13 protein-coding genes are annotated in these 18,051 nt (G+C 71.3%); 6 read left to right on the top strand and 7 right to left on the bottom strand.

Annotated elements, in window-relative coordinates:
- Window positions 1–182: 182 nt before the first annotated feature.
- The gene (glgP, locus tag AB0D18_RS22430) at window positions 183–2,822 is read left to right on the top strand and encodes an alpha-glucan family phosphorylase (RefSeq protein ID WP_362421207.1); all 2,640 of its coding nucleotides are present in this window, start codon (window positions 183–185) and stop codon (window positions 2,820–2,822) included.
- A 21-nt stretch (window positions 2,823–2,843) separates the two neighbouring features.
- Here glgP and AB0D18_RS22425 read toward each other — a convergent pair whose 3' ends face one another.
- The 5 genes from AB0D18_RS22425 to AB0D18_RS22405 form a co-directional block, all read right to left on the bottom strand.
- Window positions 2,844–4,451: a histidine kinase gene (locus AB0D18_RS22425; RefSeq protein ID WP_362421204.1), complete on the bottom strand. Its 1,608-nt coding sequence runs from the start codon at window positions 4,449–4,451 to the stop codon at window positions 2,844–2,846.
- A gap of 83 nt (window positions 4,452–4,534) precedes the next feature.
- Window positions 4,535–6,568 carry a M4 family metallopeptidase gene (locus AB0D18_RS22420; protein WP_362421201.1) on the bottom strand — a complete coding sequence of 678 codons (2,034 nt, stop codon included), beginning with the start codon at window positions 6,566–6,568 and terminating at the stop codon, window positions 4,535–4,537.
- Window positions 6,569–7,082: 514 nt separating this feature from the next.
- A complete protein-coding gene (locus AB0D18_RS22415) occupies window positions 7,083–7,499 on the bottom strand; it encodes a PPOX class F420-dependent oxidoreductase (RefSeq protein ID WP_362421199.1) in 417 nt (138 codons plus the stop codon).
- Window positions 7,500–7,502: 3 nt separating this feature from the next.
- The gene (locus AB0D18_RS22410; RefSeq protein ID WP_362421197.1) at window positions 7,503–8,087 is read right to left on the bottom strand and encodes an NAD(P)H-dependent oxidoreductase; all 585 of its coding nucleotides are present in this window, start codon (window positions 8,085–8,087) and stop codon (window positions 7,503–7,505) included.
- A gap of 100 nt (window positions 8,088–8,187) precedes the next feature.
- On the bottom strand, window positions 8,188–8,808 hold the full coding sequence (locus tag AB0D18_RS22405) for a hypothetical protein (protein ID WP_362421195.1): 621 nt from the start codon (window positions 8,806–8,808) through the stop codon (window positions 8,188–8,190).
- 86 nt (window positions 8,809–8,894) lie between these two features.
- On the opposite strand from AB0D18_RS22405, the gene AB0D18_RS22400 reads away from it, so the two are divergent.
- Window positions 8,895–9,467, top strand: coding sequence for a MarR family transcriptional regulator (locus AB0D18_RS22400; RefSeq protein ID WP_362421192.1), 573 nt, complete (start codon window positions 8,895–8,897; stop codon window positions 9,465–9,467).
- Window positions 9,468–9,536: 69 nt separating this feature from the next.
- Here the strand turns inward: AB0D18_RS22400 and AB0D18_RS22395 are convergent, their stop codons facing one another.
- Window positions 9,537–11,387 carry an ABC transporter ATP-binding protein gene (locus AB0D18_RS22395; protein WP_362421616.1) on the bottom strand — a complete coding sequence of 617 codons (1,851 nt, stop codon included), beginning with the start codon at window positions 11,385–11,387 and terminating at the stop codon, window positions 9,537–9,539.
- An 83-nt stretch (window positions 11,388–11,470) separates the two neighbouring features.
- Window positions 11,471–13,330, bottom strand: a complete 1,860-nt coding sequence (locus AB0D18_RS22390; RefSeq protein ID WP_362421189.1) for an ABC transporter ATP-binding protein — start codon at window positions 13,328–13,330, stop codon at window positions 11,471–11,473.
- A 972-nt stretch (window positions 13,331–14,302) separates the two neighbouring features.
- Between AB0D18_RS22390 and AB0D18_RS22385 the strand changes: the two genes are divergently transcribed.
- Genes AB0D18_RS22385 through AB0D18_RS22370 form a run of 4 tightly spaced genes read left to right on the top strand, consistent with a single transcriptional unit; the run spans window position 14,303 to window position 18,006 of the window.
- Window positions 14,303–15,271 carry an ABC transporter ATP-binding protein gene (locus AB0D18_RS22385; RefSeq protein ID WP_362421186.1) on the top strand — a complete coding sequence of 323 codons (969 nt, stop codon included), beginning with the start codon at window positions 14,303–14,305 and terminating at the stop codon, window positions 15,269–15,271.
- A gap of 4 nt (window positions 15,272–15,275) precedes the next feature.
- Complete coding sequence (locus tag AB0D18_RS22380; RefSeq protein WP_362421183.1) at window positions 15,276–16,118, top strand: ABC transporter permease; 843 nt, start codon at window positions 15,276–15,278, stop codon at window positions 16,116–16,118.
- A gap of 24 nt (window positions 16,119–16,142) precedes the next feature.
- Window positions 16,143–17,351, top strand: coding sequence for a sensor histidine kinase (locus AB0D18_RS22375; RefSeq protein WP_362421182.1), 1,209 nt, complete (start codon window positions 16,143–16,145; stop codon window positions 17,349–17,351).
- Window positions 17,344–18,006, top strand: a complete 663-nt coding sequence (locus tag AB0D18_RS22370; RefSeq protein WP_362421180.1) for a response regulator transcription factor — start codon at window positions 17,344–17,346, stop codon at window positions 18,004–18,006. The genes AB0D18_RS22375 and AB0D18_RS22370 overlap by 8 nt, the downstream gene beginning before the upstream one ends.
- The last annotated feature ends 45 nt before the right edge of the window (window positions 18,007–18,051 follow it).

Genomic DNA, 18,051 nt, shown 5'->3' with positions numbered 1-18,051 from the left:
ACCCGGGTGGCGCCGCCCCCGAGATCGTGACCCCCGCTTCCTTTCCGCCGTCCCGCACCCCCACCCGCCCGATGTGCGCCGTGGAGGGGCGGTAGTGGTCGGCACTACCGTCGAGGGTGACGGGCAGGTGCATGTTGTGGTGTGTTCGTCCTGAATCCGCTGTCCCCTGCGAAGGTGGTCACGTGAAGGCAATCCGTCGGTTCACCGTGCGTCCCGTTCTTCCCGATCCGCTCCGGCCGCTCAGCGATCTCGCGCGTAATCTGCGCTGGTCCTGGCACACCGAGACCCGGGAGCTGTTCCGAAGCGTCGATCCGGAGGGCTGGCAGGTCTCCGGGGAGGATCCGGTGCGGCTGCTCGGGGCGGTCTCCGCCGAGCGGCTGGCCGAACTGGCCGGGGACCGGCGGTTCCTGCGGCGGCTCGGCGCGGTCGCCGACGATCTCGCCGACTACGTGGGCGGCAACCGCTGGTACCAGGGTCAGGGGGAGTACGAGGGCGCCGAACTGCCCGCCGCCATTGGCTACTTCTCGCCCGAGTTCGGCGTCACGGCCGCGCTCCCGCAGTACTCCGGCGGCCTCGGCATCCTCGCCGGGGACCACCTCAAGGCCGCCAGTGACCTCGGGGTGCCGCTCATCGGGGTGGGGCTCCTCTACCGGCACGGCTACTTCCGCCAGTCGCTGTCCCGGGAGGGCTGGCAGCAGGAGCACTATCCGGTGCTCGACCCCAACGAACTGCCGGTGAGCCTGCTCAGGGAGGCCGACGGGACCCCGTGCCGGGTGTCCCTCCGGCTGCCCGGCGGGCGGTCGCTGCGGGCCAACATCTGGCAGGCGCGCGTGGGGCGCGTACCGCTGCTGATGCTGGACTCCGACGTCGAGGAGAACGGGCCGGGGGAGCGCGACGTCACCGACCGGCTGTACGGGGGCGGCAGCGAGCACCGGCTGTTGCAGGAGATGCTGCTGGGGATCGGTGGAGTGCGCGCGGTGCGGGCGTACTGCCGGATCACCGGGCACCCGGAGCCCGAGGTGTTCCATACGAACGAGGGCCACGCCGGGTTCCTGGGCCTGGAGCGCATCCGTGAACTCGGCGGCAGGGGGCTGGACTTCGACGCCGCACTGGAATCCGTGCGGGCCGGGACCGTCTTCACGACGCACACCCCCGTGCCCGCAGGCATCGACCGCTTCGACCGTGAGCTCGTCGCCCACCACTTCGGCGACGACGGCGAACTCGCCGGGGTCGACGTCGAGCGGATCCTCCGGCTCGGCATGGAGACCTACCCCGGTGGCGAGCCAAACCTCTTCAACATGGCCGTCATGGGCCTGCGCCTCGCCCAGCGCGCCAACGGCGTCTCCGTACTGCACGGGTCGGTGAGCAGGGGGATGTTCGCCGGGCTGTGGCCCGGGTTCGACCCCGACGAGGTGCCGATCACGTCCGTCACCAACGGCGTGCACGCCCCCACCTGGGTCGATCCCGAGGTCGTACGCCTCGGCGCCAAGCAGATCGGCGCCGGGCGCACCGAGGACGCGCTGTCCGTCGGCGGCTCGCCCCGCTGGGACGCCGTCGCCGACATTGCGGACGGCGAGATCTGGGACCTGCGCCGGGTGCTCCGGGAGAACCTTGTGCACGAGGTGCGGGGCAGGCTGCGGGCCTCCTGGCTGCAACGCGGCGCGGAGGAGGCCGAGTTGGGGTGGATCGACGGGGTGCTCGACCCCGACGTCCTCACCATCGGCTTCGCGCGCCGGGTTCCCTCGTACAAGCGCCTCACTCTCATGCTGCGGGACCGCGACCGGCTGATGGAGCTGCTGCTGCATCCGGACCGGCCCGTCCAGATCGTCGTCGCGGGCAAGGCCCACCCGGCCGACGACGGCGGGAAGAGGCTCGTGCAGGAGCTGGTGCGGTTCGCCGACGACCCCCGGATCAGGCACCGGATCGTCTTCCTCCCCGACTACGGCATGCGCATGGCGCAGAAGCTGTATCCGGGGTGCGACGTGTGGCTGAACAACCCGCTCAGGCCGTTGGAGGCATGCGGCACCAGCGGAATGAAGGCCGCGCTCAACGGCTGCCTCAACCTGTCCGTACTGGACGGCTGGTGGGACGAGTGGTTCGAGCCGGACTTCGGCTGGGCGATTCCCACTGCTGACGGGGCGGCCACCGACGAGGACCGCCGCGACGACCTGGAGGCGAACGGCCTCTACGAGCTGATCGAGCAGCGGGTCGCTCCCCGCTTCTACGAGAAGGGGCGCGGGCAACTGCCCGACCGCTGGATCGAGATGGTCCGCCAGACCCTGGTGACACTGGGGCCCAAGGTGCTGGCCGGGCGGATGGTGCGGGAGTACGTGGAGCGGCTGTACGCACCCGCAGCCCGCGCGCACCGGGCCCTCGGGCCGGACAAGGCACGGGAGTTGGCCGCCTGGAAGGCGCGCGTGCGGGGCGCGTGGTCCGGCGTCGCCGTCGACCATGTCGAGGCGCTCGCCCCCACTGCCGTCAACGGCACGGCCGAACTGGGCTCCACGCTTGCGCTGCGTGTCCGGGTGGGTTTGGGCGATCTCGGGCCCGACGACGTCGAGGTGCAGGCTGTCGCGGGGCGGGTGGACTCCGAGGACCGGATCGGGGGCGCGCAGTACTTTCCGCTGAAGCCGGCGGCGGGGCCGGATCTGGAGGGGCGGTGGACGTACGAGGGACCGCTTGCCCTTGATCGGACGGGGCCGTACGGGTACACGGTGCGGGTGCTGCCGGCGCATCGGCTGCTCGCGAGCAGCGGTGACCTGGGGTTGGTGGTGTTGCCGACGGAGGCTACGGGGGAAGGGGCGGGGGTGCTGATGCGTTGATGCGCTGATGCGGGAGGTGCGTTATGTGCGGGTGCGTGGTTCCCCGCGCCCCTGAAGGCGCTCCTCCTCGCGCGGCACATCATCTACAAGGTCCTTCGAGGTCAGGACAGCGGCTGTGAAGCACAGGCGGTAGACCGGGGTGAGTCTGTAGCGGTCGGTGCGGAAGTAGGTGCAGGTGTCGGCTTCGGCGGGTTCGGGGCCGATGCCTGCCGGGGGGCCGTCCAGGGGGTGGTCGGGGAGGAGCGGTTCCAGTGCTGTCCGGTGCCGGCCCACCTTCACCCGGTCGTACTGGTCCGGGGTGAGCACCGAGCGGGACGCCCCGTACTCCTGGTAGACCAGCATCAGTGCCCCGAGCACCGCGACCAGCGCCGCCGGTGCGACGATCGCCTGTACCAGGCCGCGCCGTACGTGGGTGCGTGCTCGGTGCAACTCCGTTGCCGCGACAGGGGACTTGGGTGTCAGTGGCAGTGGTGTTCCGGCCAGGGGAAGCCGGGCTGTCACCTCGAAGCCGCCGTCCTCGGTCGGCCCGTGCGTCAGTGTGCCGCCCGCGAGCCGTACCCGCTCGTCCAGGCCGACCAGGCCCGTACCGCCGGAGGCGGGCTCAGGGGAAACGGGGCCGGGGGAGGGAGAGTTGGTGACCTTGATGGTCATCGACTGTGTCGTTTCGTCCCGGTGGACAAGGATCCGCACCGGTGCGCCCGGAGCGTGTTTTGTCGCGTTCGTCAGGGCTTCCTGGGCGACCCGGTGGACGGCTCGGGCGACCGGCGGAGGTGGGGTCAACGCGCCGCCGGTTTCGGTGAGTTCGATGGTGAGTCCTGACGCGGCGGCCCGTTCCACCAGCTCCGGCACCGCCTCTCCGGCGGGTGTCGTCGGGGCGGATTCGTCGTCCGCCCGCAGTACTCCGACGATGTCCCGCAGTCGGGCCGTGGCATCGGCCGCGGCCCGGCGCAGTTCACCGGCCGCTTCCTGCTCGGCCCGCGGCAGTGCGCGGCTGACTTCCAGGGCGGCGGCCCGTACCGCGATCAGCGACAGGTCGTGGCCGAGCGAGTCGTGCATGTCGCCCGCGATCCTGGACCGCTCCCGCAGCCGCTCGCGGTCCGCCACCGCCTGCTGTTCGCGTTCCATCCGGTCGGCCAACTCCCAGCCGTTGGCGACGAGTTGTGCGTAACGGCGGACGTATCTGCCGATCAGCCACGGGACCACGGCCTGCAGCAGCAGCGACGTCAGCTGGGCGAACCAGACCCACAGCTTGTCGTCGTACGTCAGGCTCAGCGCGAGCCCCGCCGCCGCGTACCCGGCGAAGACCAGCACGGCGGGCCGTACCCGGGCGTCCCGCCTGCCCGCGAGGAAGGCGAAGACGCACATCGCCACCGTGTACGACGGGGTGAACAGCTCGGGACTGCGCAGGGCGCTGCACACCACCACGACCGTCAGCGAGACGAGCGGTGCGGCGCGGCAGAGCAGCACGCCGACGCCGAGCGAGGCGGCGCCCCCGGCCGTCAGGGGCCAGGACCCGCCGTCGTTCGGGTCCTCCTTCATCAGGACGAAGAAGGACAGGAACACCCACAGGGCGAGGTCCAGGAGCAGGGCCCGGCGGGTGTCCCGGTGCAGAGCAGAGGTGGCACGCATACCAGGAAACGTAAGTGGTGCCCGGGACCACCGTCGGTCCCGGGCACCACTGTCATGTCGTTCTGGAGGCGGACCTCAGCGGATCAGAAGGTGAGCTTCCACCCGTTGATGATGCCGGTGTCCTGCGCTGCCACGTCCTGCACCTTCAGCTTCCAGGTGCCGGCCGCGACCTCGGAGGAGGCGTTGACCGTGTAGGTCGCCTTGACGTCGTCCGCGGAGTCGCTGGAGCTGGAGTTCTTCAGCCGGTACGCCGTGCCGTCGGGGGCGATCAGGTCGATGACCAGGTCACCGCGCCAGGTGTGGGTGATGTCCACGTCGACCTTGAGGGTCGCCGGGGCGTTGCCCGTCTTGTTGACCGGGATGGAGGAGGTCACGGCCGCACCGGCGTCCGGGATCGCCACGTCGGTCTGGTTCTCGAAGACGGTGCCGCCCGGGTCCGGGTCGCCGCCGCCGGGGCGGGCCCCGACGTTGATGGCGGCCCAGGCGTTCTCGACGCCCTTGACCTCGGCGCTGCCCGCGCCGTACAGCTCGGTCGCTGCGAGGACGGTGCCCTTACGGGCGTCCGCGTAGTTGGTGCTGGCGGTGAACTTCGAGACCAGCGCCTTGAACCAGATCTTCTCGGCCTTGGCGCGGCCGATGCCGACGACCGGCAGACCGTCCGAGGTCGGGGAGTTGTACGAGACCCCGTTGATGACCTTGGCGCCGCTGCCCTCGGACAGCAGGTAGAAGAAGTGGTTCGCCGGACCCGACGAGTAGTGGACGTCGATGTTGCCGATGCCCGCGTACCACGCGTCCTTCGACCCGCCGTCCTTGCTGGGCTTGTCCATGTAGCGCAGCGGGGTGCCGTCGCCGTTGATGTCGATCTTCTCGCCGACCAGGTAGTCGCCGACATCCTTGGCGTTGTTGGCGTTGAACTCGACGGCCGCCGCGAAGATGTCGGAGGTCGCCTCGTTCAGGCCGCCGGACTCGCCGCTGTAGACCAGCTTGGCGGTCGCGGCGGTCACACCGTGCGTCATCTCGTGCGCGGCGACGTCGATCGAGGTGAGGGGCTTGGTGTTGCCCTGGCCGTCGCCGTACGTCATGCAGAAGCAGGAGTCCTGCCAGAACGCGTTGACGTACGCGTTGCCGTAGTGGACGCGGGAGTACGCGCCGACGCCGTCACCGCGGATACCGGTGCGGCCGTGCACGTTCTTGTAGTAGTCCCAGGTGAGGCCCGCACCGTACGCGGCGTCCGCACCGGCGGTCTCGCGGTTGCCGGGAGTGCCGTCGCCCCAGACGTCGTCCGCACCGGAGAAGAGCGTGCCGGTGCCCGACGAGCCGCCCTTCAGGTCGTACGTCTTGTGGCCGCCGCGGCCGCCGTCGGTCAGGTTGAACGTCGAACCCGACTGGGTCGAGCCGACGGTGACCTGTCCGCTGTACTGGGTGTTGCCGACACCGTTCTCGACGGCCTGCCACTCGTGCAGCTTCTTGCCGGTGGCGGCGTCGGTGACGACGTGCAGCTCGTTGGGGGTGCCGTCGTGCTGCAGACCGCCGACGACGGTCTCGTACGCGAGGACCGGCGTGCCGTTGCCCATCCACACCACCTGGCGCGGGGCGATGGACGCCTCGGTCTTGGCGGAGCCCTCCGCCTTGGCGAGGCCGAGTGCCTGCTTCTCGGCGGCGGCCGGGGCCACCTTCGCGGCGGCCGCGATGCCCTGGAGCTTCGCGGTGTTGGAGCGTGAGACGCCCTGCGTCTTGGTGGCCTTGTCCTTCTTGACGATCAGGTCGCCGCCGAGGACGGGGAGCCCGCCGTAGGTGCGCTCGTAGCGGGTGTGCGTGGTGCCGTCCAGGTCCTGGACGACATCGCGTACGACGAGCGCTTCCTTGGCGCCGAGCCCGAGCTCCTTGGCGGTGACCGCCTTGGTCTCGTTGGCCTTGGCCAGCAGGGCCGCGCGCTGCGCGGGGGTGAGCTTGGCGGGCTGGGCCCCGGGGTTGGCCTTCGCGGCGGCACCCTTGGGTGCGGCGCTCGGGGCGTTGTCGGCGGTGGCAGTCCCGGACTGGACGCCGACGGCGAGCAGCGCTGCGGCGGCGAGCAGTGCGCCGGACGCGGTGGCACGCTTGCGGTGCGTGGATCTCACGCGAACTCCTTCTGCGAGGGGGGTACCGATCGGCTGGGTCGGGCCGGCCGGGCTGAGCTTGCAGAGCAGGCAGAGCAGGCAGAGCGGGTGGTGCGTGGAACGACGGAAGAGTGACAGCCGGACCCGCCCCCTGTCAGGACCCCGTCAATAACTTGGCCGGAAGCCTTCCGTTGCTCGCAAGGTCATGTTCGGTATCCGGATCGTTTGCCTGTGCGTAAGGAAATCCGCATAAGAAAACCGGCCTCGAACGTTCCTACGGGCGAGTAGCCGTGTGCGGCGCGCTGCCATCGCAAAGCCCGCCCGTACCACCCCGTGTGAAGGTGCCCGGAAAGGGAGGGCCTCCACGCATTGGCCGTATCGCCTGCGGATGGCTGAAAACATGCGCCCTGTGAGCCGAAAAGTGTTGCGGGGGTGTGAAGTTGAATCTGTGCCGCGACCTTATTCGTGAGGTTGTGGGGGCAGCGTGAAGGGGTGTGGGTGACGGCCCCGGCACGCTGCCCCCGGGTTGTCGGCGTCAGAGGCGGCCGGTGATGTGGGTGGGGGTGACCCGGACCGACACGAAGTCGGAGGCCGCCGAGGACGGGTTGAACTCGGCGAACGGGCGGCCCGTGTGGGCCAGGGAGAGCCTATTGGCCAGGGCGCGGTCCGGATCCGGGGTCAGGGTCGCCGTCCCCCGCACCTCCGCGTACGCATAGGGGTCCTGGGGGGCGGTGACGAGGACGGTGACCCGGGGGTCCCGGGACAGGTTCTTGCCCTGGAGGCGTTCGACGGTGGTGGAGAAGAGCAGGTCGTCGCCGTCCCGTGTCACCCAGACCATCGTCAGGTGCGGCCGGCCGCTGGGCAGGAGGGTGGCCACCGTGCCGAATGCCGGTGAGGCGTCCAGGTGTTGCTTCAGGCCGGGGGAGAGCTGTGGGGAAGTGGTGGTGGGCATGGGTCAGACGCCCGCCGTCTCGGCGGCCGGGGTGCCGAGGGTGACGAGGGAGGCGAGTTCGTCGAGGACGGCCGTGGCCCCTGTCGTCAGTTCGGGGGTGGGCGGGAAGGTGTTCGTGGTGCGGTCGATCAGGCCCTCGATGCCGGGGACGGACAGGGTGCGGTCCGCCGTGCGCAGGCCCACCCGGCTCAGTACCGGACGGATCATCTCGATCGCCGGTGCGCCGCCCGTCTGCCCCGCGCTGTAGCTGATCAGGCCCACCGGCTTGTCCTGCCACTCCGCGTAGAGGGAGTCGATCGCGTTCTTCAGGGGTGCGGTGAAGCCGCCGTTGTACATCGGCATCACGAAGACGAAGGCGTCTGCGGGGGAGATCCGCTCGCTCCAGGCCTGGGTGTGCGGGTGGGCGTAGCGGCCCGTCGACGGGTACTCCGGTTCGTCCAGGAAGGGGAGCGCGACCTCGCCGAGGTCCACCGTGGTGACCTCGAACTCCTCGCGGGCGGCGGCGAGTTCGGCGACCCACCGGGCCAGCGGACGGCCGGACGAGGTCGGACGGGTGCTGGCGGAGAGGACGTACAGCCGAGAAGACATCGGGAGTTCCTTCGTGAGTACGCGAAGAGCGCGTGCGTGGGTGAACAGTGCGTGTGGGTGAACAGTGCTTGTGTGATCAGTGCTTGTGTGATCAGCGGGATCAGTGGTCGAGGGTGAAGCGGCGCAGCGCCGGCTGTGTCAGCGGGCCTATCGCCGCCGCGAACAGCACCGTGCCGATGCCGACCGTGCCGCCGAGCAGCCAGCCCGCGAGCAGGACCGTCAGCTCGATGCCGGTGCGGGCCGTGCGGAGGGAGAGGCGGTGCCTGGCCAGGCCGGTCATCAGGCCGTCCCGGGGTCCGGGGCCGAGCCCCGCGCCGACGTACAGGCCCGTCGCCAGCGCGTTGAGCACGATGCCGGAGAGCAGGAGGACCGTGCGCACGGCCGCCCCGTCGAGCTGGGCCGGAAGCAGGGCGAGCGTCCGGTCCGCGACCAGCCCGACGGCGAGAATGTTGCAGACCGTGCCGATTCCCGGGCGCACCTTCAGCGGGAACCAGGCGAGGAGCACCAGCACGCCGGTGCCGGTGACGACCAGTCCCAGCGAGATGCCGGTGGTACGGGAGAGGCCCTGGTGGAGTACGTCCCAGGCGGAGGCGCCCAGGCCCGCGGCGATCATCAGGGCCATGCTGATGCCGAACAGGGCGAGCCCTGCTGCCAGTTGGACCAGACGGCGCGTCATGGAGGGGGCCGGCCGGCCCTGCTGTTCGCGTGCGTCGCCTGCCATCACACCCCCATTTGGTTGACGTGTCATCGATTACGTTAGGGGTCAGTTCGATGACGTGTCAATCATTTCTCGGTACGCTGCGGTACGTGACCCCCTCCACCCCGCACCCCGCCCCGGACGCCACCCCGCACTCGGCCCCGCATCCCGCCCCGGATCCGCAGCCCCGCTGGCTGACCGAATCCGAGCAGCGCGCCTGGCAGGCGTACCGCCGTATGCACCTGCTGCTCGGCGGGCGGATCTCCCGCGACCTCGCCGCGGACAGCGAGCTGTCGGACGCCGACTACGACGTGCTGTCCCATCTGGGCCTCTCCACCGAACACCGGTGCCGGATCAGCGAGTTGGCGGACCGGATGCTCTGGTCGCGCAGCCGTCTCTCGCACCATCTGAAGCGGATGCAGCAGCGGGGCCTGATCGTGCGGGAGGGGTGTGCGTCGGACGCGCGGTGCGCGGAGGTCGTACTCACCGGGGAAGGGCTGCGCACCCTCCACGAGGCGGCCCCGCCGCACGTCGAGTCGGTGCGCCGCAGCTTCATCGACCTGCTGACGCCCGAGCAGCTCGCCGCCTACGCGGAGATCGGCGAGATCGTCGTAACGCACCTCTCGGACGGGAAGGAGCCACGGGCCCCTGAGCGCCTTGAGCCGGAGCCCCGTAGCACGTAGGCCCTCAGTGGCAGGGGAGCCGGACGGGCCCCGGCGCACTCCCGTGCCGGGGCCCGTCACGGTGCGGGCTCAGACCAGGCTGTCCCGCCAGGCCCGGTGCAGATCCGCGAACCTGCCCTCGCCGCCGATGAGTTCGGCCGGTGCGCCGTCCTCGACGATCCGCCCGTGCTCCATCACCAGCACCCGGTCCGCGACCTCCACCGTGGACAGCCGGTGCGCGATGACGACCGCGGTACGGCCGTTCAGCACCGTGTGCATCGCCTGCTGCACCGCCCGCTCGCCGGGGATGTCGAGCGAACTGGTCGCCTCGTCCAGGATCAGTACCGCCGGGTCCGCCAGCAGTGCGCGGGCGAACGCCACCAACTGCCGCTGGCCCGCGGAGATGCGCCCGCCGCGCTTGCGCACGTCCGTGTCGTAGCCGTCGGGCAGCCCCACGATGAACTCGTGCGCGCCGATCGCCTTCGCCGCCTGCTCGATGTCCTCGCGGGTCGCCTCGGGGCGGCCGATCGCGATGTTCTCGGCGACCGTGCCGGAGAACAGGAACGCCTCCTGCGTGACCATGACCACCCCGCGCCTGAGCTCAGGCACCGGCAGGTCGCGCAGATCGGTGCCGTCGAGCAGCACCCGCCCCTCGGTCGGGTCGTAGAACCGGGCCAGCAGCTTCGCGAGCGTCGACTTGCCCGCACCCGTCGAGCCGACGACCGCGACCGTCTCCCCGGCGGCCAGCGTCAGGTCGAAGCGCGGCAGTACCTCGCCGCCGGTGCGGTAGGCGAACCGTACGCCGTCGAACTCCACGCCGCGGCCCGGGTGTTCGGAGTCCTTGACCGGGAGGGTCTTCGGCTCGGAAGGCTCCGGCACCGTCGGCGTCTGCGCGAGCAGTCCCGCGATCTTCTCCAGCGAGGCCACCGCCGACTGGAAGGCGTTGAGGAACATGCCGAGCCGGTCGATCGGGTCGTACAGCCGCCGCAGATACAGGACCGCCGCCGCCAGCACGCCCAGGGCGAGGCTGCCCTCGGCGACCCGGTAGGCACCCCACAGGACGATGCCCGCGACGGCGGTGTTCGCGACAAGGCGGGAGCCGGTCACGTAACGCGCCATCTCCAACAGGCTGTCCCCGTTGGAGAGTTCGTGCTTGCGGTTGAGGGCGGCGAACGCCTTGTCGTTGGCCTGCTCGCGGCGGAAGGCCTGCACCGGGCGGATGCCGTTCAGGGTCTCCGCGAACTTCACGATCACCGCGGCGACCGCCGTCGACCGGCGGCCGAAGACGACACCGGCCCGCCGCTGGTACAGCCGCACCAGCAGGTACAGCGGTACGAACGAGGCCACCGCGACCGCCCCGAGCCCGAAATCCAGCCAGAGCAGCATCGCCGAGATGTAGACGAAGGCGAGGACGACGCCGATCAGTTCCTGGAGGCCCTCGGCGAGCAGCTCGCGCAGCGACTCGACGTCGGTGGTGGAGCGGGAGATCAGCCGGCCCGAGGTGTAGCGCTCGTGGAAGTCCACGCTGAGCGCCTGCGCGTGCCGGAAGATCCTGCCGCGCAGATCGAGCAGTACGTCCTGGCTGACGCGTGCGGACGTGCGGAAGAAGGCGTACTGGAGCAGGCCGGAGGCCACCGAACAGATCAGATAGCCGACCCCGACCGCGATCAGCGGCCCGTAGTCCTCGCGCCGGAAGGCGGGTACGCCCCGGTCGATGGCGTACGCGACGAGCAGCGGGCCCGCCTGCACGGCGGCCTGCTGGAGGAGCAGGAAGAGGACGGAGACGAGGACGTACGGACGGCGCGGCCGCAGCAGCGTACCGAGCAGGCGCCAGGTGGCGCCGGGGGGCGAGGGGAGGTCGTCCTGGTCGAAGGAGTCGGAGGTGCCGGGGGAGTTGGGGGTGCCGGGGGTGCCGGGGGAGCCGGGGCCGGACTTCGGCAGGGTCCCGTCGGGCTCGGACTTGTACTCCGTCGGCCCGCCGGACTCCTCCCCGGCCTCGGGCGGCCGGCCCTGATCGATGGTGGTCACGCGTCCGCCCTTTCGTGAAGACTCTTCCCGGCTGCTTCGGCTCCGGATGGCCCGGCTCCGGATGGCCCACCCGGTTCGGCACCCGGCTCGGCGCCCGACATCAGCCACGCGTACTCCGCGTTGTCCCGCAGCAGTTCGTGGTGCGTGCCCACCGCCGCGACGCGGCCGCCGGACAGCAGCGCCACCCGGTCGGCCAGCATCACCGTGGACGGCCGGTGGGCCACCACCAGCGCCGTGGTGTCGTCCAGCACCCGCCGCAGCGCCGCCTCGACCAGCGCCTCCGTGTGCACGTCGAGAGCCGAGAGCGGATCGTCGAGCACCAGGAAACGTGGGCTGCCCACCACCGCCCTGGCCAGTGCGAGCCGTTGCCGCTGGCCGCCGGAGAGACTGAGCCCCTGCTCGCCGACCTGGGTGGCCGCACCCTCGGGCAGGTGGTGCACGAAGTCGGCCTGGGCGATGCCCAGCGCACGCCGGAGCTCGTCGTCACCGGCGGCCGCTCCGCCCGCCCCCATCAGTACGTTCTCCCCGACCGACGTCGAGAACAGCGTCGGTTCCTCGAACGCCACCGACACCAGGGTGCGCAGCTCCTCGCGGGGCATCGCGGCGATGTCCTGCCCGTCGAGCGTGATGCGCCCGCCGGTTACCTCGTGCAGCCGGGGCACCAGAGCGGTCAGCGTGGTCTTGCCGGACCCGGTGGCCCCGACCAGCGCGAGCGTCTCGCCCGGCCGGATGTGCAGATCGATGCCGTCCAGCAGCGGTACGGAGTCGGCGGGAGCGTCCGGGTACCGGAACTCGACGCCCTCGAACCGGAGCCCCCCGCCCCCGGCCTCCTGCACTCCGGCCTCAGCCTCCCCCTCAACCTCCTCCGCCACATCCATCACCTCGAAGAACCGGTCCGTCGCCGTCGCCGCCTCCTGGCTCATCGCGAGCAGGAAGCCGAGCGACTCCACCGGCCAGCGCAGCGCCAGCGCCGTCGACAGGAACGCGACCAGCGTGCCCGCGGACAGACCGCCGTCCGCCACCTGGACCGTGCCGAGCACCAGGGCCGCCCCGATGGCGAGCTCGGGGACGAGCGTCATCAGGCCCAGGACGCCTGCCAGGAGCCGGGCCTTGTGCAGCTCCGTACCGCGCAACCGCAACGACAGCTCACGGAACGCGGTCGCCTGCGCCCGGTGCCGGCCGAAGCCCTTGATGATCCGGATGCCGAGCACGCTCTCCTCGACGACCGTCGTCAGATCGCCCACCTGGTCCTGCGCCTTGCGCGACACCAGGGCGTACTTCACCTCGAAGAGCGCACACAGGGCGACCAGCGGAATCACCGGCAGCATCAGCACCAGCCCCAGTGACCATTCCTGCATCAGCAGGATCACGAACCCCAGCAGGATCGTGGTCCCGTTGACGATCAGGAAGGTCAGCGGGAACGCCAGGAACATCCGGATCAGCATCAGGTCCGTCGTACTGCGCGACAGCAACTGCCCCGAGGCCCACTTGTCGTGGAACGCCACCGGAAGCCGCTGTACGTGCCGGTACAGGTCGGCCCGCAGCTGCGCCTCCACCGAGGCGAGCGGCCGCGCGATCATCCAGCGCCGGAGCCCGAACAGCAGCGCCTCGACGATGCCGAGCCCGAGCAGCATGCCCGCCCCCAGCCACACCCCGCCCGGATCGCCGTCCGCGATCGGCCCGTCGACCATCCATTTCAGTACGAGAGGGAAGAGCAGACTCAGACACGAGGCCACGATCGCGACAATTGCCGCACCGCCCCAGCGTGTTCGGACCGGTCTGACATAGGGCCAGAGCCGCAGCAGGGCACGTACGGCGGATCGTTTGGGCGCGGGGGAGGTGTGTGTATCGGTCATCGGGCCCGAGCCTACGAGCCGCCTCGGACATAGCCCAGTGAGTATTCGAGGCACGAAGCCGGTCCGCCGTACGCCGAGGGGCGCCAGCCGTACGACAACCCGGTCCGCTTCCGGGGCGGGAGCCGTACGGGAACCCCGGGCCGTTTCCGCGGCACGACGCGGTCTGCCGCTGTGGGCGGGAGTCGTACGGGAACCCCGGACGGCCTCCGGGTGGCAGTCGTGCGGCGCCCCGGGTCGTTTCCGGGGTGGGAGTGGTACGGGAACCCCGGTCCGTTTCCGGGGCGCGAGGCGGTCTGCTGCCGTGGGCGGGAGTCGTACGGGAGCCCCGGGCCGCCTCCGGGGCGGCAGTCGTGCGGCGGCCTCCGGGCGGCCTCCGGGCGGCCTCCGGGCGGCAGTCGGGCGGCGTCCCTGGGTCGTTTCCGGGGCGGCAGTCGTATGGGAGCCCCGGGCCGTTTCCGGGGCGCGACGCGGTCTGCCGCCGTGGGCGGGAGTCGTACCGCAACCCCGGACCGCCTCCGGGGCGGCAGCCGTGCGGAACCCCCGGACGGCCTCCGGGTGGCAGTCGCGGCGCCCCCGGGTCGTTTCCGGGGCGGCAGCCGTGCGACCTCCCCGGCCCGCTTCCCGGGCGGCGGCCGTGCGGGAACCCCCGGTGTCCTCCGGGCGGCAGCCGTGCGGCACCCCCGGCCCGCCTCCCGGGCGGCATCCGTACGACACCCCCGAGCCGCCTCCGAGCCGGCGGGCTGCTGCCGTACGCACCCCGAGCTGGCAGGCTGCTGCCGTACGCACCCCGAGCTGGCAGGCTGCTGCCGTCCGCACCCCGAGCCGGCAGGCCGCCGTACGCACCCCGAGTCGGCTCCGGGTGTCGTACGGGACGGATCCCCCGACCGGCGTTCCCCTCAACCGATCGGCTGATGCCCCGGTCGAGCGCGATGGCCGATACCGCCGTGCCCCGGCCGCCGCGATGCTCCTCCCATGCCCCTGAACAAGCCCCTCATCGAAGTCAGCGAGCTCCGCAAGACCTACGTCGGCCGGCCCGCCGTCGACGGTGTCTCCTTCACCGTCGAGGAGGGCGAGATCTTCGGGATCCTCGGGCCCAACGGCGCCGGCAAGACCACCACCGTCGAGTGCGTCGAGGGCCTGCGCATCCCCGACTCCGGCACCGTCCGCGTCGCCGGCCTCAGCCCGGTCACCGACCACGAGAAGGTCACCCGTCTCCTCGGCGCCCAGCTCCAGGAGAGCGAGCTCCAGCCCAAGATCCTGGTCCGCGAGGCGCTTGAGCTGTACGCGTCCTTCTACCCGGACCCCGCCGACTGGCGGACCCTCGCCGAACGCCTCGGCCTCACCGACAAGCTGACCACCCGTTTCGCCAAGCTCTCCGGCGGTCAGAAGCAGCGCCTGTCCATCGCGCTCGCCCTGATCGGCAACCCGAGGGTCGTCGTCCTCGACGAGCTGACCACCGGACTCGACCCGCGCGCCCGCCGCGACACCTGGAAGCTCATCGAGGACGTACGGGACTCGGGCGTCACCGTCCTCCTGGTCACCCACTTCATGGAGGAGGCCCAGCGCCTCTGCGACCGTATCGCCGTCATCGACAAGGGCCGGGTCGCCGCCCTGGACTCACCGTCCGGCCTGATCCGCCGCTCCTCCAGCTCCACGGTCATCAGCTTCACCCCGTCCCGCCCGCTGGACGCACCGGACCTCGCGGTACTGCCGGAGGTCGCCTCCGTCGACCACCGGGGCGAGCAGGTCACCATCACCGGCACCGACGCCACCGTCAACGCGGTCATCACCCTGCTCGCCCAGCACCGGATCACCGCCCGCCAACTCCGCGTCACCGACGCCACGCTGGACGACGCCTTCCTCGACCTCACCGGCGAGCCGGACGCCCCAGCATCCACAGTCGTCGCCGCCACTCCCTCGCGCACAGACAAGGCCGCCTGAACCCATGCCCACCGCAGCCCCCGCCACCGCCCCCACTCCCGCCGGCTCCCCCCGACCCCGACCCCGACCCCGACCCCGCCCCCGCGCCCGCCGCCCCCTCCCAGGCGGCCCCGCGCTCGCCGCGGTTCTCAAGGCCGAGGGGCGCCTCTTCCTCCGCGAGCCCGGCGCCCTCTTCTGGATCCTCGGCTTTCCGACCGCCCTTTTGGTGATCCTCGGCCTGATCCCGTCCTTCCGGGAGCCTTCCGCCGACCTCGGCGGGCGCCGCGTCATCGACCTCTACGTCCCGGTCGCCGTACTCCTCGGCATGATCATGGCCTCCGTCCAGGCCATGCCGCCCGTCCTCACCAGCTACCGCGAACGCGGCATCCTGCGCCGCCTGTCCACCACCCCGGTACGCCCCCTGGCCATCCTCGGCGCGCAGATCGCCCTGCACGGGGCCGCGATGATCGCCTCCGCGCTGCTCGCGATCACGGTGGGCCGCCTCGCCTTCGGCGTACCGCTGCCGTTCGCCAGGCCCGGCTACGTACTGTCGATGCTGCTGATGACCGGCTGTGCGCTGGCCCTCGGCGCGACCCTCGCCGCGATCGCCGCGACGACCAAGGCGGCGACGGCGATCGGTTCCGTCGTCTTCATCCTGATGATGTTCACCTCGGGCGTCTGGCTGCCCGTGCAGGCGATGCCGGACCTGCTGCGGACGATCGTCGGCCTCACCCCGTTCGGCGCCGCGTCGCAGGCGCTCGACCAGGCGATGCGCGGATCCTGGCCGAACTGGTCGTACCTGGGGATCATGGCCCTGTGGGCGGCGGGACTCACCGGTGCGGCGTCGCGCTGGTTCCGCTGGGAGTAGGCGCAAGGACCGGGGGAGCGGGCGATGAACATCGAGGACGAACTGCGGGAGCGGATCTTCAGCTGGGGACCGTACGGCCTGTTGGCCCTCAGCACCGGGATCGCCCTGTGTACGGTCGGCGAGCTGATGACCCGGGCCCAACTGCACGTCCTCGCCCCGTCGGTGGCGGTGGCGGTACTCCTGCACGTGTGGGCCGGGCGCTCGGGTGCCGCCCTCCCCGAGGGCGGCACCGCCCGGCAGGCGACGTACTACACCCTGCGCACGCTCCTCGCCTTCGGGCTCACCTGGCTCAACCCCTTCTTCACGATCTACGCGGTGCTCGGATACTTCGACGCAGGGCATCTGCTGCGCGGCCGGTGGGCGCGGGCGGGGCTGCTGGCGACGGCGGTGACGATGGCGCTCGGGCAGTCCGGCGGAGTATGGCTGCTGTTCGTCGCGCTGTTCCTGCTGCACTCCGTACTCGCCCTCTCCTTCGAGCACCTCGGAAACAAGTCGGAGAAGGACCGGCGGAACAAGGCCGCCACCATCCTCGCCCTCGAAGACGCCAACGCCCGCCTGGAGCAGGCCCTCGCCGAGAACGCCGCCCTGCACGGCCAGCTCGTCGTCCAGGCGAGGGAGGCCGGTGTGACCGCCGAACGCACCCGCCTCGCCGCCGAGATCCACGACACCATCGCGCAGGCCCTGACCGGAATCGTCACCCAGCTCCAGGCCGCCGCCGACTGCGCCGACCGCCACGCCGCCCAGGCGCACCTGGACCGGGCGACCAGCCTCGCCCGTACCGGACTCGGCGAGGCCCGCCGCTCGGTACGCGATCTGAGCCCCGCCGCCCTGGAGCACGACGACCTCCCCGCGGCGCTCAGGAAGACCGTCGACGACTGGTCCCGATCGGCCTGCACCCAGGCCGAGTTCACGGTCACCGGCACAGTCGACCCCCTGCACGACGAGATCCAGGCCACCCTCCTGCGCATCGCCCAGGAAGCCCTCACCAACACGGCCAAGCACGCCCGCGCCACCCGGGTCGGCGTCACCCTCTCCTACATGGGTGACGAGATCACCCTCGACGTCCGCGACGACGGACGGGGCTTCGACCTCTGCGCCGACACGTCGATCGGCTACGGCCTCACCGGCATGCGTGCGCGCGCCGAACGCCTCGCGGGCACCGTCGACATCGAGTCCGAACCCGGCTTCGGCACGGCGATCTCCGCCCGCGTACCGTTGGTGAACCATGCCTGAGACCTCCGACACCTCCGTGATCACCCTCCTCCTCGTCGACGACCACCCCGTCGTACGGGACGGCCTGCGCGGCATGTTCGCCGCTGCCCCCGGCTTCGAGGTCCTCGGCGAGGCGTCGAGCGGCCCGCAGGGCGTCGAACTGGCAGCGGAGTTGGCCCCCGACGTGATCCTCATGGACCTCCGCATGCCGGGCGGCGGGGGAGTGGCCGCGATCGCCGAAATCACCCGCCGAGCCCTCCCTTCCAAGGTCCTCGTCCTCACCACGTACGACACGGACACGGACACCCTCCCCGCCATCGAAGCGGGTGCGACGGGCTACCTCCTCAAGGACGCCCCCCGCGACGAACTCTTCACAGCGGTACGAGCGGCTGCCGCCGGCCGTACGGTCCTCTCCCCGGCCGTCGCCACCCGCCTGATCACTCAGGTGCGCAACCCCCGCCCCGTACAAGGGAGTTCGGCCTCGGCGCTGTCCGCCCGCGAACTCGAAGTCCTCACCCTCGTCGCCAAGGGCACGTCCAACCGAGAGATCGCCCGCATCCTCTTCATCAGCGAGGCCACGGTGAAGACCCACCTCACCCACCTCTACGCAAAACTGGCGGTGAACGACCGCGCGGCAGCAGTCGCCACGGCCTACGACCGCGGCATCCTCGGCTGACGCCGTTCTTCGTGATCAGCGCGTGCTGTTCACCCCTCCCGCCCC

Source organism: Streptomyces sp. NPDC048442, assembly GCF_040651475.1.
Lineage (GTDB): Bacteria > Actinomycetota > Actinomycetes > Streptomycetales > Streptomycetaceae > Streptomyces.
This window is presented reverse-complemented; position numbering and strand designations above follow the sequence as displayed.

Bases quoted from the DNA above. Each gene is read 5' to 3' on its own strand.
- AB0D18_RS22425 (WP_362421204.1), bottom strand. From the start codon at position 4,451: ATGCGTGCCACCTCTGCTCTGCACCGGGACACCCGCCGGGCCCTGCTC.
- AB0D18_RS22415 (WP_362421199.1), bottom strand. From the start codon at position 7,499: ATGCCCACCACCACTTCCCCACAGCTCTCCCCCGGCCTGAAGCAACAC.
- AB0D18_RS22385 (WP_362421186.1), top strand. From the start codon at position 14,303: ATGCCCCTGAACAAGCCCCTCATCGAAGTCAGCGAGCTCCGCAAGACC.
- AB0D18_RS22380 (WP_362421183.1), top strand. From the start codon at position 15,276: ATGCCCACCGCAGCCCCCGCCACCGCCCCCACTCCCGCCGGCTCCCCC.
- AB0D18_RS22370 (WP_362421180.1), top strand. From the start codon at position 17,344: ATGCCTGAGACCTCCGACACCTCCGTGATCACCCTCCTCCTCGTCGAC.
- AB0D18_RS22390 (WP_362421189.1), bottom strand. From the start codon at position 13,330: ATGACCGATACACACACCTCCCCCGCGCCCAAACGATCCGCCGTACGT.
- AB0D18_RS22410 (WP_362421197.1), bottom strand. From the start codon at position 8,087: ATGTCTTCTCGGCTGTACGTCCTCTCCGCCAGCACCCGTCCGACCTCG.
- AB0D18_RS22375 (WP_362421182.1), top strand. From the start codon at position 16,143: ATGAACATCGAGGACGAACTGCGGGAGCGGATCTTCAGCTGGGGACCG.
- AB0D18_RS22405 (WP_362421195.1), bottom strand. From the start codon at position 8,808: ATGGCAGGCGACGCACGCGAACAGCAGGGCCGGCCGGCCCCCTCCATG.